Origin of the sequence: Actinobacillus porcitonsillarum, assembly GCF_003101015.1 — a bacterium.
GTDB lineage: Bacteria > Pseudomonadota > Gammaproteobacteria > Enterobacterales > Pasteurellaceae > Haemophilus_A > Haemophilus_A porcitonsillarum.
In genome coordinates this window covers 1,972,555-1,998,439 of the sequence record NZ_CP029206.1, presented here as the reverse complement: position 1 = coordinate 1,998,439, position 25,885 = coordinate 1,972,555, and the positions used below count along the sequence as shown (strand labels likewise).

The following is a 25,885-nucleotide window of genomic DNA, read 5'->3' as shown; positions in this document are numbered from 1 at the left end:
CTCCCCTTATGATGTTATGAAATATTATTTAATTTTGCTTTACGAGCTTTATTCCATTTCCAGTAAATATAAATAGCGATGACACCTAAACAAGCAAAAATGATATGTTGTCCATTTTTAATTTGAGCATGTAACCAATCTATATTTTGAGCGCCATAATCACCTAAATAGACCCAAATAGGTACGGAAATAATTGCAGCACAAAAATCAACAAGAACAAAACGAGTAAAACTGACTCGTTTTGTTATTCCGGAAACAAGATAAACAACAGCACGTAACCCTGGTAAGAAACGAGCAAGGAATAGTAAGCGGTTACCTTGTTTTTCAAATCGTTCCTGAACCATTTTATAGCGTTCTTCAGTCACTATATTACGAATTAGAGGGAACTGACGGATTTTTTCGCCATAAATACGTCCAAGCCAATACATGGTGCTATCGCCGACAAGAACACCAAGCATACTCACAACAAGCATCCAATGAACATTGGTATAGCCTAATCCTGAAATCACTCCACCAGAAACGAGGGTAACATCTTCGGGAATCGGCAAGCCAAAGCCACAAGCTAACAACACAAGGAATACAGCCCAATAGCCGTAGCTGCTAAAAAATTCAATTAAAAACTCCATTCAATATACCTTATTGATTTAAATTAAGTACCGATTTACGTTGTACAAGTTCTGGATGAAACTCTAAAATTTGAGGTTCACTCACTTTTTCTTCTTTTTGGATTCGCTCTAATAATAAGTTCAGTGCTTGTGTACCTAAACGTGATTTAGATTGATGAATCGTAGTAAGCGGTGGTGCATAAAAACGAGAACTATGAATATTATCGTAGCCAATAATAGAAATATCATTGGGGACGGATAATCCTCGTTCAGTAATTGCTGAAATTGCACCTAATGCCATAACATCATTAAAGCAGAAAATCGCTGTTGGCAATTTTTCTAAACGGAATAGGTTATTCATACACTCATAACCATCTTCAGGTTCAAAATCCCCTTCGGTAATCCATTCTTGATGTACAGGTAAATTCGCTTCTTTCATCGCTTCTAGAAAGCCATTAAAGCGATCTCTAGCGGTTGTTTTTTCTAAATTTCCTGCAATGACACCAATTTCTTTATGTCCATTATCAATTAAATGTTTTGTTGCAAGATAACCGCCTTCAAAACTGTTATCTAAGATGCGATCACTTTTTTCATCATGACGCCCCCAATCCATGATTACCATAGGAATGTTTGTTCCATTGAAAAGTGTAAGGGAGTTTTCAGTGTACTCTGTGCACATTACTAATACGCCATCTACACGTTTTTTTATCAACATATCTAAATGGTTTTGGATCTTTTCTGGGTTGTTTTGTGTGTTACATAAAAAGAGAGAATAGCCTTGGCGATAGCAATATTCTTCGACTGCTAAAACAATTTCAGCAAAAAAAGGCGCTTCACTCGTTGTAATAATCATTCCGATAGATTTTGTCGTATTAACTTTTAAGCTACGAGCAACTGCGCTAGGAGAATAATTTAACGATTGAATCGCATCCCAAACAGCTTTAGTTGTATCTTCTGCGACAAATCGAGTTTTATTAATGACATGTGATACTGTTGTAGTTGATACACCAGCAAGTTTTGCAACATCTTTAATAGTAGCCATAATTGATACCTAGGTTAAAATTAAGGCTTTATTATAACTAATTTTGGCTAAAATAAGTGATAAAAAGTGTATTTTTCTACTCTTGATATATGCTAAAAGTTTGAAGATTCTATTTTTTTAATGCTTGTTTAATCATAGGCTCAAAGAAATCATAATCGACAAGAAAGGAATCATGTCCAAAAGTGGAATTAAATTCGTGATAATTGACTTTAATACCAGCATCAATTAAACGTTGGCGGCTTTTATGGACATCTATCTGTTTAAATAATTGATCGCTTGTAACTGCCACCAAAGTGTAGTTTGCTTTAATACGTGTTAAAGCAGAAGACTCATTTTCAAATCCTTGTGCGGGATCATATAGATCAAGAGCTCGGAGTAAACGTAGATAACTATTAGCATCAAAGCGGTCTAAAAACTTTTCACCTTGATAAGTTAAATAAGATTCAACTTGGAAATGGTCTCCCCACATTTGTCCGTGTTGTTTTGTTTCTCTGCCAAATGCTTTTGCTAACTGAATATCAGTTCGATATGTTAGCATGCCTAACATTCTGGCTATTTTTAACCCATTGTCAGGTGCAATTCCTTCGTAATAATCCCCTTGGTTGAAACAAGGATCGTTGATAATGGCTTGGCGCATAACGTGGTTAAAGCCAATGGCTTCGGCACTCAATGTGAGGGATGAACAAAGATTGATAATATTATCCACAAAATGAGGGTATGAAATACCCCATTGGGTTGCCTGCATTCCGCCAAAAGACCCGCCAACAACGGCATGTAAATGTGGAATATTGAGCTTATCGAGTAATGCTTTTTGTACATTTACAATATCTTGAACGGTAATAACAGGGAATTGGCTTCCGTAAGGTTTACCGGTCTGAGGATTGATTGATGAAGGCCCTGTCGTACCTTTACACCCACCAAGTACGTTAGAACAGATAAAGAAATATTGGTCGGTATCAAAAGCAAGTCCCGGACCAATAAAATCTTGCCACCAACCTTTGTTGGGTGGAGGTAAATATGGCTCGGCATCCCCCGTTAATGCGTGGCAAAGGAGTACGGCATTGCTTTTATTTTCATTGAGCGTGCCGTAAGTCTGATATGCTACTTGAATTGGAGAAAGTGTTCCGCCAAATGTGAGTGAAAGCGGAGCTTCTTCAAAGAGAGTAAGAGAGAGAGCCATATAACCTTGTTTGCAAAAAAAGGCGGAATTTACACCGCTTGTTATCTTAATTATGTCAATAAGGTAACGTTCACATGAAAATTTGTCAAGAAATTTTAGACGTCTAAACGTCTAGAGTGCTAAGTTTTCACTTGTAATTTTTATTTGCTTCGCTATGCTTTGCAACTATATAGTAAAAGTTGAGTCTGAATAATGTCATTTTTAAATTTAGTACTGTATGAGAGAAGAAATTTCACAACCTAAAAGTAATCGAATTGGAGTATTACTGTTAATAAAAAGATGGATGTCTTGTGGACGCTCTTTTATAAAGTGGAGTGTCGGGGGATTTATTTTTTTCGTATTAGCATTATTAGGTATCGATTTTATTACAGGGTATTCCGTTAAGGATAGAATTTATACAGATATAAATAAATTGCCGGATTTCCATACTGCGGTTATATTAGGTACAGCAAAATTTTATTCCAAGGGCGTTCCTAATTTATATTATCAATATCGTGTTGAAGCTGCCTCACAATTAGTTAAAGAACACCAGATAAAACATTTATTAGTAAGTGGAGATAATCAAACACCTTACTATAATGAACCTAAAGTCATGACAGAAGATCTGCTAAAGATGGGAGTGCCTAAAAACATTATTCAGCAAGATTTTGCTGGATATCGCACTCTAGATTCTGTTATTCGGGCAAATAAAGTGTTTAAACTTGCTCCTTTTATTATTATCAGCCAGCAATTTCATTGTGAGAGAGCTCTATTTATTGCTAAAACACAAAATATTGATGCGGTTTGTTTGGTTGCAAAATATCCAGAAGGGCATGTTAAGGTAAGAATTCGAGAGTTTTTTGCTCGAATAGGAATGATTTGGGATTATATCGTTAATAACCAGCCAAGAACTTTTGAGAAGGTTGTTGCTAAAGAATTGAAAACAAATTAAAAGTCCACCATTATGTGGACTTTTGTTTTTTATAGGATGATGGTTTTATTTTGATAAACAAAAACACGTTCATCAAAAACCAATTCAAGTGCTCGTGTCAGAACGGTTTTTTCGACATCACGCCCAGCTCGCATCATTGCATCCGCAGTATAAGTATGATCCACATTAATGACATTTTGCATAATGATAGGACCTTCATCCAGTTCATTATTGATAAAATGTGCGGTGGCTCCGATAATTTTTACGCCTCGCTCATAAGCTCTTTGATAAGGTTTAGCACCAATAAATGCGGGTAAAAATGAATGATGAATATTAACAACACGGTTAGGGTAGCGAGCCACAAATTCCGGATTTAATACACGCATATATTTGGCAAGAACAATATAATCAGGATTATATTGATCAATTTTTTCTGCTAAAAGCTTATCGTGCTCAACACGTGTTAATCCTTCATGACTGACTAAATAGAACGGGACATCAAAACGTTCGGTAAGTTGGCGTAAAGAATCATGATTCCCTACTACGGCAGCAATTTCGACATCCAAACCACCATAATATGTTTTCATGAGAATATCGCCTAAACAGTGTGCTTCTTTTGTAACAAGAATAACAATGCGTTTACGCGCTTTAGGTTTTAGTTGATAAGAAGAGCCTTCTGGTAAGGTAAATTGAAGATCGGCTAATAAGGTTTGATCATTAAAAATACCTTCTAATTCAGTACGCATAAAAAAACGTTTGGTTTCGTTTTCAACAAATTCACTATTTTTTAAAATATTAAGTTGATGTTTGTAACAAATATTCGTGATTTTGGCGACAAGCCCTGTACTATCAGGGCATTCCGTTAATAAAATTTTTGTTTCGATCATGATTATACTTCCTAAAAAATAGAAAAGAGAACCAATAAAGGTTCTCTTTATGTTTTATAATAATTTAGATCTCAAAATCAGCGAGGTTTTTGCCCACTAATTCACGCGGTGTACGACCTTGGCCTGTCCATGTTTTTTCATTGCCGTTGGCATCAATAAATTTATACTTTGCTGGGCGAGGAGCTATGGCTTTACGTACTTTTTTCTCAACTTGTCCACCTAGTAATGCAACAAGTTCTTCCGCTGAAATGCCGTCTTGAGCAAGCATTTCTTTATATTTATTTAAACCTTCTAAGAATTTAGCTTGTTCTAATTCTTGATTTTTTAACTCTTCACGCTTTTCTTCAATAACAATTGCGAGCTTTTCTTGTAAACTTTCTAATTGTTCTAGAGATGTTTCTCGTGCAATAACACGTAAGCTACGAATATTAGATAATGTTTTTAATGCATCAGACATCATTAGTTCCTCTATAAAAAATAAGTAACAAATATTTAGCTTTTGTTTTTTATATTAAACAATATCTATTATATTACCCTAATATATTTGGAGGGTAAATAATAAAAATCAAAAATGATTTAAGGTAAAAGGCTATTTTATAAAAATACTCTTGTTTAAGTCCTTGATTTCATGTACTCTAGCTGCAATCCTACAAATTGTAGAGGCGCAGGTCCGATAAGTACTTTTTCTGAGTGGAAAACGATGAGGAAAAAAGAAAGGCGTATCTGCCGAAATCAATTAAGCGTCATCTTAATTGGTTGGGGTCGTTATCGAAAGGGACGACACTGTCGTGATACTTAATTTAAATGAAAGACATTTAAATAAGTTTGCGGAGTGCTACTGTGAGTTAGGTTAGGGTTCGTTTAGACATATTCTTTATCCAATCCCCTTCCTTGTAATTTACCTCTTTGTGTGAATCATTTCAGTAGATCTTATTTTTACAATATCTTTTATCAAAAATAACTTTAGAGGTTTTATGAATCTTGTCGATTATTCAGCATCATTTTGGTCTGTTGTACCGGCGTTATTGGCTCTCATGCTTGCCATTATGACTCGCCGTGTACTGATTTCATTAAGCGTTGGTATTTTAGTTGGGGCATTAATGCTTTCAGGTGGAGATGTTATTGGTGCGCTTATTTACTTAAAAAATAGTGTTATTTCTCTGATTTATAAAGGTGGCGATGAGGGATTTAATGCGAATAATATCAGTATTATTCTCTTTTTAGTTTTACTTGGCGTATTAACTTCATTGCTTAGTGCATCTGGCGCTAATCAAGCCTTTGCAAATTGGGCTCAAACTAAAATAAAAGGTAAACGTGGTGCAAAATTAGTTGCAGCTTGTTTAGTTTTCGTAACGTTTATTGATGATTATTTCCATAGCTTAGCAGTTGGTGCAATTGCTCGCCCGGTAACAGATAAATTTAAAGTTTCACGAGCAAAATTGGCTTATATATTGGATTCTACCGCAGCGCCTATGTGTGTCATGATGCCGATTTCAAGTTGGGGTGCATATATCATCACACTCGTTGCCGGTTTATTAACAACCCACGCTATTGCCGGATATACACCATTAGGCGCATTTATTACCATGAGTTCAATGAACTTCTATGCCATTTTTTCTATTGTCATGGTATTTTTCGTTGCTTATTTTAGTTTTGATATTGGTTCAATGGCTCGATTTGAGCGTCATGCATCTCATCAAGAAGAAGTTGAGGATGAGATTATCGAAAGTAAAGGGAAAGTTTCTCATCTGATTTTACCTATTATTGCGTTGATTATTGGTACTGTCGCAATGATGCTAAAAACAGGCGGAGATGCTTTAGCTGCAAATGGTACGGAATTTAGTGTATTAGGTGCTTTTGAAAATACAACCGTAGGGATTTCTCTTGTAACAGGTAGCGTATTAAGCTTAATCGTATTAACAATTTGCTTGGCATTAAATCGTAGTTTATCTGTCGCTGAATACGTTAAATCTTATGGTTTAGGCGCTAAAATGATGTCTGGTGCGATTTTGATTCTTTTCTTCGCCTGGACTATCAATGGTGTGGTGAGCGACATGCAAACAGGGAAGTATTTATCTAGCCTTGTTGCAGGTAATATCAATCCAGCCTTTTTACCTGCAATTTTATTTGTTTTAGCTTCTGTTATGGCATTTTCAACGGGAACAAGCTGGGGAACATTTGGTATTATGTTACCGATTGGAGCTTCAATGGCGGTAAACTCAGATCCTAATTTAATTATTCCATGCTTATCTGCGGTAATGGCGGGAGCCGTTTGTGGAGATCACTGTTCTCCTGTATCAGATACCACGATTTTATCTTCAACAGGTGCGCAATGTAATCATATGGATCACGTTATCTCGCAACTCCCGTATGCATTACTAGTGGCATGTGCATCTATTGCTGGCTACTTAGTTCTCGGTTTTACGGAATCTGGTCTATTTGGTTTTGTAACAACGGCAATTGTCATGGCGATTTTAATTTTCGTATTTAAAGCGAGAAAAACAGATTAAAGTTGTCGTTTGATCAAGCGGTAAATATTTTTCTTTATTTTGCAAAGTTAAGTATTTACCGCTTTTTATTTTAAAAATATTGAGAAATGTGAACAAGCTCACATCATTTTTACTCCAAGAGGAGTACTATGATCCCATTCTACAAAACTTGTGTAGGATTAGGAGAATTAAAATGAAAACAAGTTATTTCAAACCTTTAGTTGTGGCGATGGGATTAGGTTTTTCAGTGTCTGGATATGCAGAGACTCGTGTCGGCATAACCTTTTATCATCATGGCGATGACTTTATACAATTGATGAAAAAGGAAATGTCAAATAAAGCAATTTCTCATCATCTTCAATTATTGTTTAATGATTCTCAGAATTCTCAATTTGTTCAAAATAATCAAGTAGAAGGATTACTCAAACAGAGAATAAATGTTTTAGCGGTAAATCTCGTTTATCCTCACGCATGGGATACCGTATTAGGTAAAGCAAAAGAAAAAAATGTTCCCGTTATTTTCTTTAATCGAGATCCAGGGGAAAAAGCAATAGCCAGCTATAATAAAGCCTATTATGTGGGGGCTTTACCGGAAGAAGCAGGAAGATTGCAGGCTCAAATGATCGCAAAACAATGGAAAGAGAACCCACATTATGATTTAAATCACGATGGCAAAATTCAATATGCTTTGCTAAAAGGGGAAGATTTTCATCCCGATGCTGAAATTCGGACAAAAGCGGTAATGAATGAATTTAAAAAGTTAGGGGTTACCGCAGAACAATTAGCATTAGAGCCAGCATATTGGCGAAAACATATTGCGAAAGAAAAAGTAGCTGCATGGCTTAAAACAGATCACAACCGTATTGAAGTCATTATTGCGAATAACGATGCAATGGCAATTGGAGCGGTTGAAGCAACGCTTGAACAAGGTAAAACATTACCTATTTATGGTGTAGATGCAACACCTGAAGCGCTTACCTTAATTCAACAAGGAAAACTTGCCGGAACGGTAAGAAATGATTGGATGGCACAAAGTCAAGCGATTATGGCTTTTGCTGAGAATTTAGCTAATGGCAAACCAGCTGATGCTGGAACTGCATGGAAATTAAAAAACCGTGTTTTACGGATTCCTTACATTAGCGTAGAGAAAAAAGATTTGAACTAAAAAAGTATAATAGACAAAACCTCTCCATTTGGAGAGGTTCAGACCGCTGACAAACCTCTAGACATCTCTCTAGAGGTTTGATCTAATAGGCATATCGAAAAAAGGAAATGCCTATGCTTAAAAATCCCCATTCTCCTCAATATGAACTCGAGATGATAAGTCTTGAGCAACTGGTTTCCAAAGACCATCTTGTTCGCAAGGTCGCCAAAGCCATTGATTTTGAATTTATCCGTGATGAGGTTGCCCATCTTTATTGCCAAGATAACGGTCGTCCTGCCGTTGACCCTGTGCGTTTGTTTAAAATTATGCTGTTGGGCTATCTCTTTGGCATTAAAAGCGAACACCAATTGGTGAAAGAGATTGAGGTCAATGTGGCTTATCGTTGGTTTTTAGGGATGTACTTAACGGAAAAAGTGATTGATGCCAGCATATTAAGCCAAAATCGCATTCGTCGTTTTAATGGTAGGGATGTATTTGAGCGTATTTTTACCTGTATCGTGTGGCAATCGATGGAAAAAGGCTTGGTGGGTGGCAAATATCTGTTTACCGACAGTACCCATTTAAAAGCCAGTGCCAACAAGAACAAAAAGCACAATGAAAATCCATTTTAAACACCGCCATTAATGTAGTGCATTACAACCAAGAACAAGGACAAGAGGGTCAGTTTATTGTGGATAAAATTAATGCCGTTGAGCACTTATCTTCACAGATATCTGTTGAACCATAATATTGGGCATAGGCGAGAAAAAGTATAGAGATAAAAAAATATAGAGATAAAAGTGCGGTAACTTTTGTAAAACATACAAAAAACAAAGAATTGTACAATCCTTCATTCTGCTCATATAGAAAAATATATAGGTTAAATCACAATAAACATATTGTACAAACGACATAGTTTAATGTCTTCTTTTGAAATTTTTAGTTGTGTAATCAACTCCTCGTCTTGTACCAGCCTACTTTGTGAAAAAAGCATTTTGGTTGCAACAGGCATCATTGGACGTGTAGAAAAACCATTCCATAATCCCCATTTCCTATCGGCATCAAGTTGAGAAGCTAAGATTTGAATACTTGCCTTTTCCATTGGCATATGCTGGTTAGATAAGGCAATATTTGTTACCGCATCAAAATGCTCCATATATCCGGAATAAATATTTTCACATTTTTTGTACTGATAAAAATCCTTATAATTCATATACATCATAACTTTAAACTGATTCACAGCTTGCTGGCTAATTAAATCAATCACACAAGGCACGATAGAGTTATTACGACCATCATAAAAGTACGCGTAAAATTGTGATAAACCTAAAAAGAAAGCGGGAACCTGTGTGGCTAAATTGAAACGAAGTTCCTTGTGAGGACGTACCAAAAGTTGATCAATTTCAACATCCAGTGCTTTAGAAATAGCGTATATCGTCGGAATATCAATAATAATTTCTCCCTTTTCATATTTAGAAATAGTGGAGGGATTTTTATAAATCAGTTTAGAAAAATCATTGAGCGTCAATCCTCGCTTTTTCCTAGCAAGTCGAATAAGCTGTCCTACTTCTTGATTAATATTCATCATTTTTCCTATAAAGATAAAAATAACTTAGTTAGCTATATTTTTTTAAGTTTATCCTGTCAAAAGACCAAATTTCAAGCAATTTATTTCTTTAAAATAAAATTTTTACTTCTATTTTTTCTTTAAAAGAAAATTTATTCAATTTGACAGCTCATATTCTGTTTCTAAAATAGAATCGATTATTATCAAAAATCACTGGAGGAATAACTATGTATAATTTTGATGAAATTATCGATCGCTGTCATACGAATGCCTTAAATACCGATGGATTTCGCTCTTATATATTCAAAGCAGATGACTCAATGATCTTCCCTTATAAAGATGAGGAATTTATCCGAATGTGGGTAGCTGATATGGAATTTGCTACACCGGATGTCATTATCAATGGAATTAAAAAGCGACTGGATAAACGTATTTTAGGTTATACAAGAGTATATGAGGACAGCTATTATCAGGCTTTCGTCAACTGGTGTAAGCGTCGATACGACTGGAGTTTTAGTAAAAAAGACTTAGTGATGTCAAATGGCATTATTCCGGCACTCTTTGAGCTAGTTGATTACATCTGTAAAGACGATGAAAAAGTGCTATTTCTAACACCTTCTTATGCTTACTTCCAATACGCAGCTGACCATTCTGCAAAACAAGCTGTATATTCCGATTTGATTAATGAAGAAGGTTTTTATCGTATAAATTTTGATGATTTAGAACAAAAAGCCTCTGATCCTAAAACTACACTATTAATTTTATGTAATCCTCATAATCCAAGTGGACGTATTTGGACACAAGAGGAATTAAACAAATTAGCTGAAATTATTCAAAAATATAATCTCTGGGTAATTTCAGACGAAATTCATTGTGACTTACTTAGAACAGGACGTAAACATATTCCTTTAGGCAAAATTATGCCTGATTATGAACGTTTAATTACCGCAATGGCGCCAAGTAAGACATTTAATATGGCGGGTTTAATGATTTCAAACATCATTATTCGTAGCGAAACACTAAAACAGATTTGGTTAAATAGACATTATAATTTTGATAATCCATTAAGTATTGCGGCGGCACAAGCTGCTTATGAAGAAGGGGAAAATTGGCTCATTGCATTACAAGCCTACCTTGACAAAAATTTTGAATTTGTTGGAGAGTATTTGAAACAACATTTACCCAAAGCAAAATATCAAATTTCTGAAGCAACCTATCTGGGTTGGATTGATTTAAGTGCTTATTTTAACCCTGAAGAAGATCTATCTATGTTCTTTGCTCATCAAGCCGGTGTATTACTAGAAGGCGGAAATATGTTTGTTAGAAACTCAGATGGATTTATTCGATTAAACCTTGCTTGCCCAAGAAGTATTGTGGAAGAAGGCATGAAACGTATTTGTGAAGCAGTCAATAACAAATAAAAGACATTGTATTTTATTAAAAATAGGAGCAGCTTATGCGTAACGAGAACATTTCAATCAATAACTCTAAACTCCAAAAAATTCCTTTTACCATGTACGATGTCGGTTGGGTAGTTTTATGTATAGGAATGGCAATTGGTGCAGGCATTGTTTTTATGCCGGTACAAATAGGACTAAAAGGAATATGGGTTTTCATTGTTGCAATTGCACTTTCATATCCTGCAATTTATTTTTTGCAAGATCTTTACTTAAAAACACTTTCACGAACTGAAGAATGTGAGGATTACACCAACATCATCTCACAATATTTAGGCAAAAACTGGGGCGTCGCATTAGGTGCGGTTTATTTCCTATCATTAATTATGATTTTCCTATCCTATTCATTAGCCGTAATTTTTGATAGTGCATCCTACATTAAAACATTTGGAATAACAGAAGAATTACTATCCGACTCACCTTGGTATAGTTTGTTAGTATTCAGCATATTGGTCTCTATTGCTGCACAAGGGGAAAGGCTACTATTTAAAGTATCAGGTCCCATGATTATCGTAAAATTCAGTATCATTTTGGCTCTTGGACTTTTAATGATCCCTCATTGGAATTTTGACAACATTACGGCATTTCCTGAATTCCTCCCATTTTTACGAGATGTATTATTAACTTTACCTTTCACACTCTATTCTATTCTCTTCGTACAAATATTAAACCCAATGAATATTGCCTATCGTAAAGTGGAAACTGATAAAGAAATTGCTGCATACCGAGCAGTTCGAGTCAATAGAATCACCTATATCATTTTGGCAATTGTAGTTCTATTTTTTGCCTTCTCATTTACATTTTCTATTAGCCATGAACAAGCAGTACAAGCATTTGAACAAAACATCTCAGCCTTAGCCATTGCAGCACAAGTAATGTCGGGCAATGCTATTAAAATCATGTCTAGTGTTTTAAATGTATTCTCCATCATCACTGCATTTTTAGGTATTTATTTAGGTGTGCAAGAATCTGTTAAAGGTATTGTTACCAACCTACTTAGCCGTGTAATTCCTGAGAATAAAATCAATAAAACCATTCTACATTACGCTGTCACTATTTGTATCATTCTTGCATTATGGATTTGGGTTTCAACAAAATTCTCAGTGCTATATTTATTACAGCTTGCAGGACCAACCTACGGAATTATTGCTTGTCTAATTCCTGTTTACCTCATTTATAAAGTATCAAACCTTAGTGATTTAAAAGGTTTCAGAGCTTGGTATGTTGCATTTTTCGGCATCCTACTTTGTGTATCACCACTCTTTAGCTTATTTGAATAAACTAAAGAAGATAATTCTAGCTGTGGGGCAAATCGTATTTGCCCCAAATAACAACCAACAATAACATGTATTTTCCCTATAATAACCATAAAGAATCCCCTATATGGGGATTCTCAGACCGCTGACAAACCTCTAGACATCTCTCTAGAGGTTTGATCTAATAGGCATATCGAAAAAAGGAAATGCCTATGCTTAAAAATCCCCATTCTCCTCAATATGAACTCGAGATGATAAGTCTTGAGCAACTGGTTTCCAAAGACCATCTTGTTCGCAAGGTCGCCAAAGCCATTGATTTTGAATTTATCCGTGATGAGGTTGCCCATCTTTATTGCCAAGATAACGGTCGTCCTGCCGTTGACCCTGTGCGTTTGTTTAAAATTATGCTGTTGGGCTATCTCTTTGGCATTAAAAGCGAACACCAATTGGTGAAAGAGATTGAGGTCAATGTGGCTTATCGTTGGTTTTTAGGGATGTACTTAGCGGAAAAAGTGATTGATGCCAGCATATTAAGCCAAAATCGCATTCGTCGTTTTAATGGTAGGGATGTATTTGAGCGTATTTTTACCTGTATCGTGTGGCAATCGATGGAAAAAGGCTTGGTGGGTGGCAAATATCTGTTTACCGACAGCATCCATTTAAAAGCCGGTGCCAACAAGAACAAAAAGCACAATGAAAAGCGTGAAGTGCGTGTGAGTCGGTACATTGATATGCTCAACCAAGATGTCGCGAAAGTGCGAGAAGAAAAAGGAAAAAAGCCGTTAAAGGCGAGTGAGAAAGCGGCAGAACTCAAAGACACCAAGGTCAGTCATACCGACCCTGAAAGTGGTTATATGCACCGAGATAACAAACCGAAAGGGTTCTTCTACCTTGACCACCGCACGGTCGATGGTAAGTGCGGGATTATTTTAGATACCTTTGCCACGGCAGGGAATGTCAATGACAGTCCGCCCTATATCGCCCGCCTTGATGCCACCACGCAACGTTTTCAGTTCAACCCCCAAGCCGTTGGGTTGGATGCCGGCTATTTTACTGCCCCTATTGCAGAAAGTTTGGCTCGCCGAGAGATTATTGGCGTGTTTGGTTATCGCCGTCCGACCAAAGGGAAAAACAGCCTGAGAAAACGAGACTTTAAATACGATGCGGACAAGGACTGTTACACCTGCCCAATGGGGCAACCGCTCATTTACAGCACCACTACAAGAGAAGGCTACCATACCTACAAATCCAACCCTGCTTATTGTCAGACTTGCCCTCTTCGTTCGCAGTGCACCCAAAATCAAAAAGCCGAAAGGCTGATAACCCGACATATCTATCAAGTTGCGATGGACAACGCCAATGCGGTGAGACTGTCGGAGCAAGGGAAAAAACTCTACAAACGTCGAGCCGAAACCGTAGAGCGTAGCTTTGCGGACGCCAAACAACACCACGGACACCGCTACGCCCATTACAGAGGGTTGTCGAAAGTACAGATGCAATGCTTCCTTGCGGCAATGGCACAAAATATCAAGAAGATAGCCCTTGTGTTATGGTTTTTTTTACGCTTTTTATGGCTCAGTCTTTATCAATATGCGGTAATGGTAAAAAAATCCACAAAACTGACCGCTTGAATGGCTATCCGAAGTGAAATACAAAAGAAAGAGAGAAAACAGCAAAAAATAAACCCACCTTTGACGGAAAGCCTGTAAAGGTGGGTTTGTCAGCGGTCTGAAACCTCTCCATTTGGAGAGGTTTTTGCATTATGCTACTTTTGCCATTTCAAATTCAATGAGCATCATTAAAATATGAATCACTTTAATGTGAATTTCTTGAGTGCGATCGGCATAGCGGAAATGAGGCACGCGAATTTCAACATCCGCTAATCCAGCCATTTGACCACCATCTTTCCCAGTCATGGTGATAACTTTCATACCTTTTTCTTTTGCTGCTTTAATGGCATTTAGTACATTTTTAGAGTTACCAGAGGTAGATAAACCAAAGAGTACATCGCCTTTTTGACCAACGGCTTCAATATAGCGAGAGAAAACATACTCATAGCCAAAATCGTTACTTACACAGCTTAAGTGGCTTACGTCTGAAATCGCAATAGCTGGGTAGCCAGGACGGTTTTCACGATAACGACCTGTTAATTCTTCAGCAAAATGCATCGCATCGCAGTGAGAGCCGCCGTTACCACAAGAAAGCACTTTACCACCTTGTTTAAAGCTATTCGCAATAAGTAAAGCTGCATCTTGAATCAGCTGAATATTTTTTTCATCGTGCATAAATTTGTCTAATACATCAGCTGCTTCTTGTAATTCTGCTTTGATTTGATCTAAGTACATAGCATATTCCTTAAAATTTTTGTAAAAAAGTCAGAGAAAATGACCGCTTGTTAAAGCGGATAAAGTCTAGAAGATCAAAAGCTTATTGTAAATAGAAATTTATCAGGAAATGTTTATGTAAATCTGTAAACAAAACTTTCCAACTAGATGTTTTAAGAGTATGATTTAGGCATGACTATATTATGGACATTTTGATATGAGTACGCAGCAATCAATTTTTAATCAGCCATTTGATCAAGTTTTAACGCAATCGCCGGAAATGTTAGCGGTCATTGAGCAGGCAAAAAAATTTGCGCCTTTAAATGCCCCTTTATTAATTCAAGGTGAAACAGGAACCGGGAAAGATTTAATGGCAAAGGCTTGTCATCAATTTAGCCAACGTCGTGATCAAAAATTTATTGCAGTAAATTGTGCAGGGTTGCCAGAAGATGAGGCGGAAACAGAGATGTTTGGTCATCATGGTGGCGGTAAAGAAAGTATAGGCTTCTTTGAATATGCCAATGGCGGTACGGTTTTACTTGATGGCATTGCGGAACTATCACTTGAAATGCAAGCAAAGTTATTACGCTTTATGAATGATGGTTCTTTTCGCCGTGTGGGCGCAGATCAAGAAATTTCAGTGAATGTTCGTGTGATTTGTACAAGTCAAAAACCGTTAGAACAGCTTGTGGCAGAAGGTCGTGTAAGAGAAGATCTTTATTATCGCTTAAATGTTTTGACATTAACATTACCACCTTTACGAGAAAGATTGGTTGATCTGCCTTTGTTAGCGGAACATTTTATCGAAGAAAGTTGTAAACAATTAGGGATTAGTAAACTTGAATATGATCAAGACTTTTTAGATGCGTTGCGTCATTATCATTGGGCTGGCAATTTACGTGAACTTTATAATACGATTTATCGAGCTTGTACTTTATCGCATAGTTACCGCCTTTCGCCTAAAGATCTCAATTTACCAAGTCAATCTTCGGGCTCTTCGGTTGTTTCGTTACCTGAAACGGGGACATTAGATGAACTTATGGCTGAATATGAAGCCGCATTGTTACGTAAGTTTTATGCAGAATATCCAAGTACACGTAAATTGGCACAAAGGCTAGGGATTTCTCATACAGCAGTAGCCAATAAATTACGTGTTTATGGGATTGGTAAACCAGAATAGAGTAAGAAAAGAATGTATAGTTTTCATCGACAAGCGGTTAAATTTTTCGCTTTTTTTACATGTATTTGTTTGAGCATTAAAATTTTTGCTGCCCCCCGTATTCCAAGTGAGTTATATAACCAAAGCCTTATTTATTGTACGAATGGGTTTGGCTTTTCTTTCAATCCGCAAACAGCAGATATGGGGGCAAATATGAATGTGGTAACAGACCAAATTTACGATAAATTATTTGAGCTAGAGCCATCTTCAAATAAGTTAAAACCGGCTTTAGCGGAAAGATATAGTATTAGCGATGATGGGAAGGTAATTACCTTATATCTTCGTAAAAATGTCGCATTTCATTCTACAAAATGGTTCACTCCGACTCGAAAATTAAATGCCGAAGATGTGATTTTCTCTTTAAATCGGATGATGGGGCTTGTCGGTGATTTGCCCGCGTTAAACCGAGTGAGCGATGACGGAAGCGCTTTCCATCAAACTCAAGAAAGAGCGTACAGAAATAAAGCGAATTTAGTTCATTTTCCTTATTTTGAAAGTATTGCATTAAAGAAAAAAATTGCGCGTGTTTCGGCAGTAAACAATATGACTGTTAAAATTGAATTGGCAGAGCCTGATCATGCATTACTTTCACACTTAGCAAGCCAATATGCAGTTATTTTATCGAAAGAATATGCTTTGCAATTAAATGCAGACGAAAACTTATCTCAGCTTGATACGTTACCCGTAGGAACGGGGGTATATCAACTAGTGAGCTATACGCAAAATGATTATATTCGGTTGCAGCCTAATCCTCATTATTGGGGAAAAAAGGCTAAGGTGGGGAATATCGTTGTGGATTTTTCTTCCGATGGGACAGGGAGAATGGCTAAATTTTTGAATAAAGAATGTGATATCGTGGCATTTCCAGAACCTAGCCAACTTACACAAGTAAAACCTTCACAAATTGTTGAGAATGATGGTGCTAATTTGGCATTTATTGCATTTAATATGCAGCGCCCAGCGGTGCAAGATCTCGCATTACGCCAGCAAATTTCAAAGGCGATTGATCGTAAACGTATTGCAGATAAACTCTTTTTCGGGAGTGCGAGTGCTGCAGAACAGATTTTGCCTAAAACATTGTGGCAACAGGCTTACTCTAAAGGCAATTTTGATGTTTCATTTAAACCTCAAAGAGTGCAAAAGCCTCTCGTTTTCTGGGTTGTTGATGAGAAAAGAGTATTTAATTTGCATCCGATGAAAATGGCTGAAATGATAAAAAGTGCGTTAGCACAGCAAGGTATTGAGGTTCAATTAAAAGCAGTTAGTCGGACTTATGTGATTCAACAAAATGATATCGGTAATGCAGATTATGATTTAATTTTAACAGGGTGGTTAGCGAATAATTCTGATCCAAATGGCTTTCTCGCACCAATTCTTTCTTGTGCATCACAATATGATATGACTAACTTGGCGAATTGGTGTCGTCCTATATTTGATTTCTGGCTAAACATTGCAAAATTAAGCAAAAATGTGAAGGTTAGAGATACAATGTATCAGCTCATGCAAAGTAAAATTGCTTCTGAAGTACCAATTATCCCGATTGTTAATACAAAGCGGTTGTTATTGGTTAATGATCGCGTGGATAATGTTGAAGTAAGCCCTTATGGACAAGTTCGTTTGGCTGATCTTCGGTTAAAAATAAATAAACAAAATTAATTTCATTATGTTATTAGCTTTATGTCGTAAATGTTTCTTAACGCTAATTACATTGAGCATCCTTTCTTTAATCAGTTACAGTATTCTTTTACGAGATCCACTGAATTCTTTAGGTAATGACTCAATTATATTAGGCTATTTTAAATATGTTGAAGGACTGTTGCATGCTGATTTAGGGATCAGTTATAGCAATGGTGAACCGCTTACAGCTCAAGTATTAAGCGTATTTCCGGCGACAATTACATTGTGTTTATCGGCATTGTTGCTTTCCCTCTTGCTGGGGATTCCGTTAGGATTCTTTGTTGCCTATATTCGTAAAACAACCATCGGAAAACTTTTAACCGTTGCAGGTTCGCTAAGTTTAGCCGTTCCTGTATTTTGGTTAGCATTATTATTGCTCTATTATGCTTCAATAAACCACTGGGGAATTGCTTCCGTGGGGGAATTGCATCCTATTTATGAAATTCAACCGCTTACAGGGTTTCGGATTTTAGATATTTTTTCTACGGATTCACCATATAAACTTAAAATGATACAGAGTGCATTACACCATTTGGTTTTGCCAACCTTAGTCTTAGGTATTCCTTCTACCCTAGAAGTCATGCGTTTTACGCAGGAAAGGGCAGAATATGTTTTGAAGCAGAATTATATTAAAGTCGCTCAAACCCGTGGACTTTCTGCTTTTCATATTTGGCGAACACATGTTTTAGGAAATACTGTGCCGGCATTAATTCCGACTATCGCTCGACATTTTACGGTTATTTTTGCTTTTGGTATGTTAATTGAAAATATTTTCAGCTGGGGAGGCATTGGACGCTGGCTAGTAAATGCATTAGCTATTCAAAATTATAATGCGATCTCAGCCGGCGTTGTGGTCATCGGCTCTTTTGTTTTATTTGTGGACCTTTTAACGAGTTTAATCAAAACCCTTTTAGACCCTTCACAGAAAAAGGATTGGTATGCAAAATAATCGAGAACCGGAACAATTTAGAGAAATCAATCAAATAAGTCGCTTTTGGTCAAGTTTTAGGAACGATAAAGCGGCATTGATTAGTCTTTATCTTTTTATTGCCTTACTGATCTTAGTATTAATTGGTCATTTAATTGCACCTTATCATGCCGACCAACAGTTTGTTGGAAAAGAACTAATGCCGCCTTCTTGGGATGCTAAAGGACAGATTAATCATTTTATGGGAACAGACGATCTCGGAAGAGATATTTTTAGCCGTATTCTTGCAGGGTTCTATTATACAGTTGGATCTTCACTCGTGGTTTGTTTTCTCATTGCAACAGTAGGGGGTATTATTGGTATTTGGGCTGGATTAAATGAAGGAAAATCAATTTCTTTTTTAAGCCATTTATTTGATACGTTTTTGTTCATTCCGGCTCTATTGATCACGATTATTATTGCAACATTGATGGAACCTAGTTTAATTAATGCAATGTTTGCGATTTTCTTGGCGTTACTTCCTCATTTTATCCATCGAATTTATCAGGTCACTCAAGCAGAGCTTAAGCGAGAGTATGTGGTAACTTTACGTTTAGATGGTGCCAATCATAAAACCTTGGTCAAAGAGGTTATTTTACCAAATGTCATGAATGTGGCGACCAAGGAGTTATCTATGTATTTTGCGTTTACAATTTTGGATATTAGTGCGCTAAGTTTTATTGCATTAGGTGCAGCAAGTGGTACGCCTGAATGGGGGGCGATGATTAGAGATTCCGCGGAACTGATTTATATTGCACCGTGGACGATTATTCTCCCTGGATTAGCGATTACCTTAAGTATTTTAATTATTACGTTATTAAGCAACAACATTATTCGGGTTCTTACGAAATATCGTAATGTTTCCTTATAAGATGGAGTTATATTGATATGGCACTTTTAGATATCCGACATCTTAGCATTGAAATTGATACACCTCATGGTCGAGTCAAGATGGTTGATAATATCAATCTTACCTTAGATGATGGCGAAATTTGCGGATTAGTGGGTGAATCCGGCTCGGGAAAAAGCTTAATTGCGAAAGTGATTTGTGGTGTCGTTAAAGATGATTGGATTATCCGAGCGGATAGATTTCGTTTTAATGATATTGAGCTACTAAAACTTTCCCCACATCAACGAAGAAAATTAATTGGCGAACAAATCTCGATGGTATTCCAAGATGCTTTGATGAGTTTAGATCCAAGTAAAAGTATTGGTAAACAGCTTATTCAGAGCATTCGATTTAAAGGAAAATGGTGGCAGTGGTTTGGTTGGAAAAAGAAAAAAGCTATTGAATTATTGCACCGAGTAGGTATCCGTGATCATAAAGATATTATGCAAAGTTACCCTAGTGATGTCACAGAAGGTGAAGCTCAGAAAGTGATGATCGCAATGGCAATTGCAAATCAACCAAGACTACTTGTGGCGGATGAGCCAACAAATACGATGGAAGCGACAACACAACTACAAATCTATCGCTTATTATCAAGTATGAATAAAAACTTGGGGACTTCAATTTTACTCGTCAGTAGTGATATGAAAAATATGAGTAGTTGGGTTGACTCATTTAATATTTTATATTGTGGACAAACCGTTGAAATGGGGAATAAAGAAGATGTTTTAGAACGACCATTTCATCCTTATACATCAGCTTTAATCCACAGCATGCCTGATTTTTCACAGCCTTTTGTGGTAAAAAGTCGTTTAAATACGTTAAAAGGATCTGTGCCTATGTTGCAAGAGATGCCAATAGGTTGCCGTCTTGGACCTCGTTGCCCTTTTGCCCAAAAAAAATGTGTACAAAAACCAAGTCTAAAAAAATATAAACAGCGTGAGTTTGCTTGCCATTTTCCGATTAATTTTAAAGATGTGAATATCAGTAAGAAGAGCGATTTTGAGCCTGTTGTTGTCAGTGAAATAGAGTAACTCAGAAAAAACAGTTGTTACATAGAGGTTAGCAAATAAAGAAAGGATAAAAATTGTAGTGCAAAATTTATGTAATAATTATACTAATATCTTGGCGAATCACTTTTTTCATTGCATAATCAATAAGCCATTTTGGCAAGATAAAATAAGGATACATCTATGAAAAAAACATTGATTACATTAAGTTTAGCATTTGCGGTGTTGCCTTTATCTGCTCAAGAAAAAGTTGCAGAATCATTAACGGTAAATGTTGAATTATTAGATCCGATAAAAGGGAATACGGCAGCCGGAACTGTGTCGATTACAGAATCGAAATATGGTTTAGTTTTTACTCCTTCGCTTAAAGGCTTAACAGCAGGCTTACATGGTTTTCATATTCATGAAAACCCAAGTTGTGAACCTAAAGAAAAAGATGGGAAATTAACAGCAGGCCTTGCTGCTGGAGGGCATTGGAATCCAAATAAAGCAACAGGGCATGGTGCTCCATGGTCTGATGAGGCTCATTTAGGTGACTTGCCAGCGTTATATGTTGATCATGATGGGAATTCAACCAACCCAGTATTAGCACCTCGCTTAAAATCACTAAATGAAATTAAAGGTAAAGCTTTAATGATTCATGCTGGTGGAGATAATCACTCTGATCATCCAGCACCATTAGGCGGTGGCGGCGCAAGAATGGCTTGTGGTGTGATTAAATAACTAAAAATGAAAACCCAGCACAAGGCTGGGTTTTTTATATCTTATTGATGACAACTCAGAACGGAATATCATCATCAAAGTTGTTCATAACCGGTTCTGCCGGTGCAGCTGGTTTTGTCTGTTGTGGACGAGGAGCTGAAGTTTGATCGTAACCATAGCCACTATTACCTTGATTATAATTGTTGCCTGCCGGTTGTGTTTGCGCATTACCGCCCCAAGATTGTCCGCCGCTGAAATCGCCACCTTGATTACGACCGCCTAACATTTGTAGCACATCGCCTTGAATTTCTGTGGTATAGCGATCTTGACCGTTTTGGTCTTGCCATTTACGTGTGCGTAAACGTCCTTCAACGTAAACCTGTGAACCTTTGCGTAAGTACTGACCTGCAACTTCAGCTTGGCGGCGATAGAATACAATACGATGCCATTCTGTGATTTCACGGCGTTCGCCTGTATTTTTGTCCGTCCAGCTTTCGCTTGTTGCGACACTGATATTTGCCACGGCTTCACCGTTTGGCATTGTACGCATTTCCGGATCGTTTCCTAAATTACCAACAATAATAACTTTATTTATACCCGCCATATAAAACCTCTTTAAGCTGAATGAATTTGTAAAATTTTGGCGTATTCTAACCGCTTTAAATAAAAAATGCTAGGATAAACTGATATTTTGTACAGTTTTTGTTTTTATGGCATAATAAGCATTATTTCCCATTTTATGTGAGGGAGCATGAAACAAATCGATATTCGTGGAGCAAGAACCCACAACCTAAAAAATATAAACCTAACATTACCGAGAGATAAATTTATTGTGATTACGGGCTTGTCTGGCTCAGGTAAATCATCTTTAGCCTTTGATACCCTTTATGCAGAAGGGCAACGCCGCTATGTTGAAAGTTTATCTGCCTATGCTCGTCAATTTTTATCGTTAATGGAAAAACCTGATGTTGATCATATTGAAGGGCTATCGCCGGCGATTTCTATTGAACAAAAATCAACCTCACATAACCCTCGTTCTACGGTTGGTACAGTAACAGAAATTCACGATTATTTACGTCTGCTGTTTGCGCGTGTGGGCGATCCTCGTTGTCCTGATCACGATATACCGTTAGCGGCACAAACGATTTCACAGATGGTTGATCGTGTGCTTGAAGAGCCGGAAGGTAAGCGTTTAATGTTGCTTGCGCCTGTCGTGAAAGATCGAAAAGGGGAACATGTAAAATTATTAGAAAATTTGACCGCTAATGGCTATATTCGAGCTCGAATAGATGGTGAAATTTGTGATTTGTCCGATCCGCCTAAATTAGAATTACAAAAAAAACATACCATTGAAGTCGTGGTTGATCGCTTTAAAGTACGAAGTGATATTGCAACACGCTTAGCGGAATCCTTTGAAACGGCATTAGATCTTTCCGGTTCAACGGCAATTGTTGCGGATATGGACGATCCTAATGCAGAAGAATTGGTCTTTTCTTCCAGTTTTGCTTGCTCGCATTGTGGTTATTCATTACACGAATTAGAACCACGCTTATTCTCATTTAATAACCCGGCTGGTGCTTGTCCAACCTGCGATGGATTGGGCGTTGAACAGTATTTTGATCCGCAAAAAGTGGTTCAAAATGCTGATGTTTCACTTGCAAGCGGTGCGATTAAGGGCTGGGATCGCCGTAGCTTTTACTATTTTGGTTTATTAAAAGCCGTGGCAGAACATTACGGTTTTGATATTGAAAAACCATTTAATCAGCTTTCTAAAAAACACCAAGAAATTATTTTAAACGGCTCAAAAGACGAAATTGAATTTGTTTATGTGAATGATCGAGGCGATAAAGTTAAGCGTAAGCACGCTTTTGAAGGCGTACTGAATAATATGGCTCGCCGTTATAAAGAAACGGAGTCGAATGCCGTTCGAGAAGAGCTGGCAAAATATATCAATAACCGTCCTTGTTTGGATTGCGGCGGTTCTCGTTTGAGAAAAGAAGCTCGTTATGTATTTTTAGATAAAACCAATTTACCGATGGTATCGGAAAAATCAATTGGGGAAGCATTAACTTTCTTTGAAGAATTAACGCTAAATGGGCAAAAAGCCAAAATTGCAGAAAAAATCTTAAAAGAGATCCGTGAGCGTTTGCAGTTCTTAGTGAATGTCGGGTTAAATTATCTTTCGTTATCTCGTTCAGCAGAAACTTTGTCAGGGGGCGAGGCGCAACGTATTCGTTTGGCAAGCCAGATTGGCGCAGGTTTAGTTGGCGTTATGTATGTGCTTGATGAGCCCTCAATCGGATTACATCAACGTGATAATGAACGACTTTTGAATACCTTATTACATTTACGCAATTTAGGAAATACCGTCATTGTGGTTGAACACGATGAAGATGCTATTCGAGCGGCAGATCATATTGTTGATATTGGACCGGGTGCTGGTGTGCATGGTGGGAACATTATCGCTCAAGGCACAGCGGAAGAAATTATGCAAGTGGAAGCTTCTATTACTGGGCAGTTTTTATCTGGTAAACAGAAGATAGAAGTGCCTGCGAAGCGCATTCCTTATGATGAGAAGAAAGTCCTCACGTTAAAAGGAGCGAAAGGAAATAACCTAAAAAATGTGCAACTAGATATTCCGGTTGGCTTATTTACTTGTATTACCGGTGTGTCCGGTTCAGGCAAATCAACTTTGATCAATGATACGCTTTTCCCACTTGCGCAAAATGCTTTAAATCGAGCTGAAAGAACAGATGTAGCACCTTATGACAGTATTGAAGGTTTGGCTCATTTTGATAAAGTCATTGATATTGACCAAAGTCCTATTGGACGAACGCCTCGTTCAAATCCGGCAACTTATACAGGTTTATTTACCCCTATTCGAGAATTGTTTGCCGGCACACAAGAAGCTCGAGCCAGAGGCTACAATGTTGGTCGTTTTAGCTTTAACGTACGGGGCGGACGTTGCGAGGCTTGCCAAGGCGATGGGGTAATCAAAGTTGAAATGCACTTCCTGCCTGATGTTTATGTGCCTTGTGATCAATGTAAAGGTAAGCGTTACAATCGAGAAACCCTTGAAATTCGTTATAAAGGCAAAACCATTCATCAAGTATTAGATATGACCGTGGAAGAAGCCAGAGAATTTTTCGACCCGGTGCCGGCGATTGCTCGCAAACTACAAACCTTGATGGACGTAGGGCTATCTTATATTCGACTAGGGCAGTCATCAACGACACTTTCAGGTGGGGAAGCTCAGCGTGTTAAATTAGCAACCGAACTTTCAAAACGAGATACAGGAAAAACGCTCTATATCCTAGATGAACCAACAACAGGGCTACATTTTGCGGATATTAAGCAATTATTAGGCGTGTTACATCGTTTACGTGATCAAGGAAATACCATTGTAGTGATTGAGCATAACCTAGATGTAATAAAAACCGCAGACTGGATTGTGGATTTAGGCCCGGAAGGTGGTTCAGGCGGTGGACAGATTATTGCAACGGGTACACCGGAAGAGGTTGCAAAACATCAAGGTTCACATACGGCGAGATTTTTGAAGGATATCTTGCTGAAAAAATAATTGGTGTAACCATCTCAACAAGCGGTCAAATTTCTTTTGCGATTTGCAAATTAAGAGAGAAATTTGACCGCTTGTAAAGCGACCATCTTAAAGTGTTGCTAAAATGATTTGTTCAGGATCGATGCTAAATGAAATGGTTTCTCCGATATTAGCCATCACAGGTTTTGTGGTTGTGGCACAAAATTCAATATCGTTCACATTTATTAAAACTTCAACTTCATCATCTTGCTTTTGCAGATGCGTTATTTTCCCAGAAAAAACATTTTCAGAATGAGATGAATACTCTAAGTTTACCCAAGGCGCTTTGATCATAACCATCACTTCTTTTTCTAAAGAGAGGGCAAGCCTTTCGTAACTTTTAAGTGTAATTTGGGCGTTAATCGGATGAGGTAAACCTTTAACTTGGATTGAAACAGTTGCATAGATGCCATCAATTTGGATAGCAGAAACCGTGCCAAAAAATTGATTTCGAGCGCTCGTTTTAAGCGAAGAACAAGCGGTGGCAACCAAAAGGTTGTCTAAAGAGACCTCTTCTTGATGAAGGATTGTAAAAGCTCTTTCTTGGATCTGTTTTAAGAGATCATAAAGTTGAAGTAAGCGTTCGGCATAGGCAGTTAAACGTGTGCCGCCACCTTGTTTTCCGCCAACATTTCTCTCAAGTAATGGCTTGGGACTTAATTTATTCATTGCATCAATATTATCCCAAGCAGTTTTATAGCTGACATCGGCTAATTTGGCTGCTTGACTGATGGAGCCAATTTTTTGAATTTGGCGTAATAATTCGATACGACGAGGATCGGCAAATAAGTGTTCATTTAGTTTGATAGTTAATAAAATTTCTGAGCTTAACATATCACTATTCCAGTTAAATTTTGATATTAGCTACGTATTTTATATGAAATACAAGCAGTTAGCACAGATTTGATCAATATAATTTCGGCAAAGGCATTTACACAGCGAGGTTTGTACTAGTATAATAG

The 25,885-nt window shown here is 37.3% G+C and carries 22 protein-coding genes, 1 pseudogene and 1 riboswitch; of the genes and pseudogenes, 14 read left to right on the top strand and 9 right to left on the bottom strand.

All coding sequences use genetic code 11. The features are described 5' to 3' along the window. Positions 1–14 precede the first annotated feature (14 nt). The 3 genes from DDU33_RS09645 to metX all read right to left on the bottom strand — a co-directional run bounded on the left by DDU33_RS09645 (position 15) and on the right by metX (position 2,827). The gene (locus DDU33_RS09645) at positions 15–626 is read right to left on the bottom strand and encodes a DedA family protein (protein ID WP_005819129.1); all 612 of its coding nucleotides are present in this window, start codon (positions 624–626) and stop codon (positions 15–17) included. 10 nt (positions 627–636) lie between these two features. Beyond that, positions 637–1,647, bottom strand: coding sequence for an HTH-type transcriptional repressor PurR (gene purR, locus DDU33_RS09640; RefSeq protein ID WP_005819127.1), 1,011 nt, complete (start codon positions 1,645–1,647; stop codon positions 637–639). A gap of 109 nt (positions 1,648–1,756) precedes the next feature. Further along, positions 1,757–2,827 (bottom strand): homoserine O-acetyltransferase MetX, encoded by a 1,071-nt coding sequence (gene metX, locus DDU33_RS09635; RefSeq protein ID WP_005819125.1) that lies wholly within the window; start codon positions 2,825–2,827, stop codon positions 1,757–1,759. A 217-nt stretch (positions 2,828–3,044) separates the two neighbouring features. On the opposite strand from metX, the gene DDU33_RS09630 reads away from it, so the two are divergent. Beyond that, positions 3,045–3,758 carry a SanA/YdcF family protein gene (locus DDU33_RS09630; RefSeq protein WP_108924888.1) on the top strand — a complete coding sequence of 238 codons (714 nt, stop codon included), beginning with the start codon at positions 3,045–3,047 and terminating at the stop codon, positions 3,756–3,758. A gap of 29 nt (positions 3,759–3,787) precedes the next feature. On the opposite strand, the gene purU is transcribed toward DDU33_RS09630, so the two are convergent. Together purU and DDU33_RS09620 are read right to left on the bottom strand one after the other, a co-directional pair. Continuing rightward, positions 3,788–4,624 (bottom strand): formyltetrahydrofolate deformylase, encoded by an 837-nt coding sequence (gene purU, locus DDU33_RS09625; protein WP_005819121.1) that lies wholly within the window; start codon positions 4,622–4,624, stop codon positions 3,788–3,790. Between the two features lie 64 nt (positions 4,625–4,688). After that, positions 4,689–5,081: an H-NS family histone-like protein gene (locus DDU33_RS09620; RefSeq protein WP_005819119.1), complete on the bottom strand. Its 393-nt coding sequence runs from the start codon at positions 5,079–5,081 to the stop codon at positions 4,689–4,691. A 192-nt stretch (positions 5,082–5,273) separates the two neighbouring features. Beyond that, positions 5,274–5,470, top strand: a riboswitch (Lysine riboswitch). A gap of 128 nt (positions 5,471–5,598) precedes the next feature. Here DDU33_RS09620 and DDU33_RS09615 point away from each other — a divergent pair. The 3 genes and pseudogenes from DDU33_RS09615 to DDU33_RS09605 all read left to right on the top strand — a co-directional run. Further along, positions 5,599–7,134, top strand: coding sequence for a Na+/H+ antiporter NhaC family protein (locus DDU33_RS09615; RefSeq protein WP_108924887.1), 1,536 nt, complete (start codon positions 5,599–5,601; stop codon positions 7,132–7,134). Between the two features lie 172 nt (positions 7,135–7,306). Further along, complete coding sequence (locus DDU33_RS09610) at positions 7,307–8,278, top strand: substrate-binding domain-containing protein (protein WP_108924886.1); 972 nt, start codon at positions 7,307–7,309, stop codon at positions 8,276–8,278. Positions 8,279–8,391: 113 nt separating this feature from the next. Then, positions 8,392–8,877: pseudogene (locus tag DDU33_RS09605) on the top strand (transposase); the annotation flags it as partial. 260 nt (positions 8,878–9,137) lie between these two features. On the opposite strand, the gene DDU33_RS09600 reads toward DDU33_RS09605, so the two are convergent. Beyond that, positions 9,138–9,842, bottom strand: coding sequence for a helix-turn-helix domain-containing protein (locus DDU33_RS09600; protein ID WP_208620292.1), 705 nt, complete (start codon positions 9,840–9,842; stop codon positions 9,138–9,140). 209 nt (positions 9,843–10,051) lie between these two features. Here DDU33_RS09600 and DDU33_RS09595 point away from each other — a divergent pair, with 209 nt between their 5' ends. From DDU33_RS09595 to DDU33_RS09585, 3 genes are all read left to right on the top strand, one after another. Continuing rightward, the gene (locus DDU33_RS09595) at positions 10,052–11,245 is read left to right on the top strand and encodes a MalY/PatB family protein (protein ID WP_108924884.1); all 1,194 of its coding nucleotides are present in this window, start codon (positions 10,052–10,054) and stop codon (positions 11,243–11,245) included. Between the two features lie 35 nt (positions 11,246–11,280). Beyond that, complete coding sequence (locus DDU33_RS09590) at positions 11,281–12,561, top strand: amino acid permease (RefSeq protein WP_108924883.1); 1,281 nt, start codon at positions 11,281–11,283, stop codon at positions 12,559–12,561. Positions 12,562–12,749: 188 nt separating this feature from the next. Next, positions 12,750–14,168, top strand: coding sequence for an IS1182 family transposase (locus tag DDU33_RS09585; RefSeq protein WP_108924882.1), 1,419 nt, complete (start codon positions 12,750–12,752; stop codon positions 14,166–14,168). Between the two features lie 129 nt (positions 14,169–14,297). Here DDU33_RS09585 and lpcA read toward each other — a convergent pair whose 3' ends face one another. Further along, entirely contained in the window at positions 14,298–14,882 is a 585-nt protein-coding gene (gene lpcA, locus DDU33_RS09580; protein ID WP_108924881.1) for a D-sedoheptulose 7-phosphate isomerase, read from the bottom strand. Between the two features lie 196 nt (positions 14,883–15,078). On the opposite strand from lpcA, the gene DDU33_RS09575 reads away from it, so the two are divergent. The 6 genes from DDU33_RS09575 (at position 15,079) to sodC (ending at position 21,346) form a co-directional block, all read left to right on the top strand. Continuing rightward, positions 15,079–16,041 (top strand): sigma 54-interacting transcriptional regulator, encoded by a 963-nt coding sequence (locus DDU33_RS09575; RefSeq protein WP_108924880.1) that lies wholly within the window; start codon positions 15,079–15,081, stop codon positions 16,039–16,041. Between the two features lie 12 nt (positions 16,042–16,053). Beyond that, complete coding sequence (locus DDU33_RS09570) at positions 16,054–17,736, top strand: ABC transporter substrate-binding protein (RefSeq protein ID WP_108924879.1); 1,683 nt, start codon at positions 16,054–16,056, stop codon at positions 17,734–17,736. 7 nt (positions 17,737–17,743) lie between these two features. After that, positions 17,744–18,706, top strand: coding sequence for an ABC transporter permease (locus DDU33_RS09565; RefSeq protein ID WP_108924878.1), 963 nt, complete (start codon positions 17,744–17,746; stop codon positions 18,704–18,706). Beyond that, positions 18,696–19,595 carry an ABC transporter permease subunit gene (locus DDU33_RS09560; protein ID WP_005824308.1) on the top strand — a complete coding sequence of 300 codons (900 nt, stop codon included), beginning with the start codon at positions 18,696–18,698 and terminating at the stop codon, positions 19,593–19,595. The genes DDU33_RS09565 and DDU33_RS09560 overlap by 11 nt, the downstream gene beginning before the upstream one ends. 17 nt (positions 19,596–19,612) lie before the next feature. After that, positions 19,613–20,647, top strand: a complete 1,035-nt coding sequence (locus DDU33_RS09555; protein WP_108924877.1) for a peptide ABC transporter ATP-binding protein — start codon at positions 19,613–19,615, stop codon at positions 20,645–20,647. Positions 20,648–20,806: 159 nt separating this feature from the next. Continuing rightward, positions 20,807–21,346: a superoxide dismutase family protein gene (gene sodC / locus DDU33_RS09550; protein ID WP_108924876.1), complete on the top strand. Its 540-nt coding sequence runs from the start codon at positions 20,807–20,809 to the stop codon at positions 21,344–21,346. A gap of 55 nt (positions 21,347–21,401) precedes the next feature. Here sodC and DDU33_RS09545 read toward each other — a convergent pair whose 3' ends face one another. Continuing rightward, the gene (locus tag DDU33_RS09545; RefSeq protein WP_108924875.1) at positions 21,402–21,929 is read right to left on the bottom strand and encodes a single-stranded DNA-binding protein; all 528 of its coding nucleotides are present in this window, start codon (positions 21,927–21,929) and stop codon (positions 21,402–21,404) included. Positions 21,930–22,076: 147 nt separating this feature from the next. On the opposite strand from DDU33_RS09545, the gene uvrA reads away from it, so the two are divergent. Further along, entirely contained in the window at positions 22,077–24,905 is a 2,829-nt protein-coding gene (gene uvrA, locus DDU33_RS09540) for an excinuclease ABC subunit UvrA (protein WP_108924874.1), read from the top strand. 87 nt (positions 24,906–24,992) lie between these two features. Here the strand turns inward: uvrA and DDU33_RS09535 are convergent, their stop codons facing one another. Further along, positions 24,993–25,757, bottom strand: coding sequence for a TOBE domain-containing protein (locus tag DDU33_RS09535; RefSeq protein WP_005821107.1), 765 nt, complete (start codon positions 25,755–25,757; stop codon positions 24,993–24,995). Between the last annotated feature and the right edge of the window lie 128 nt (positions 25,758–25,885).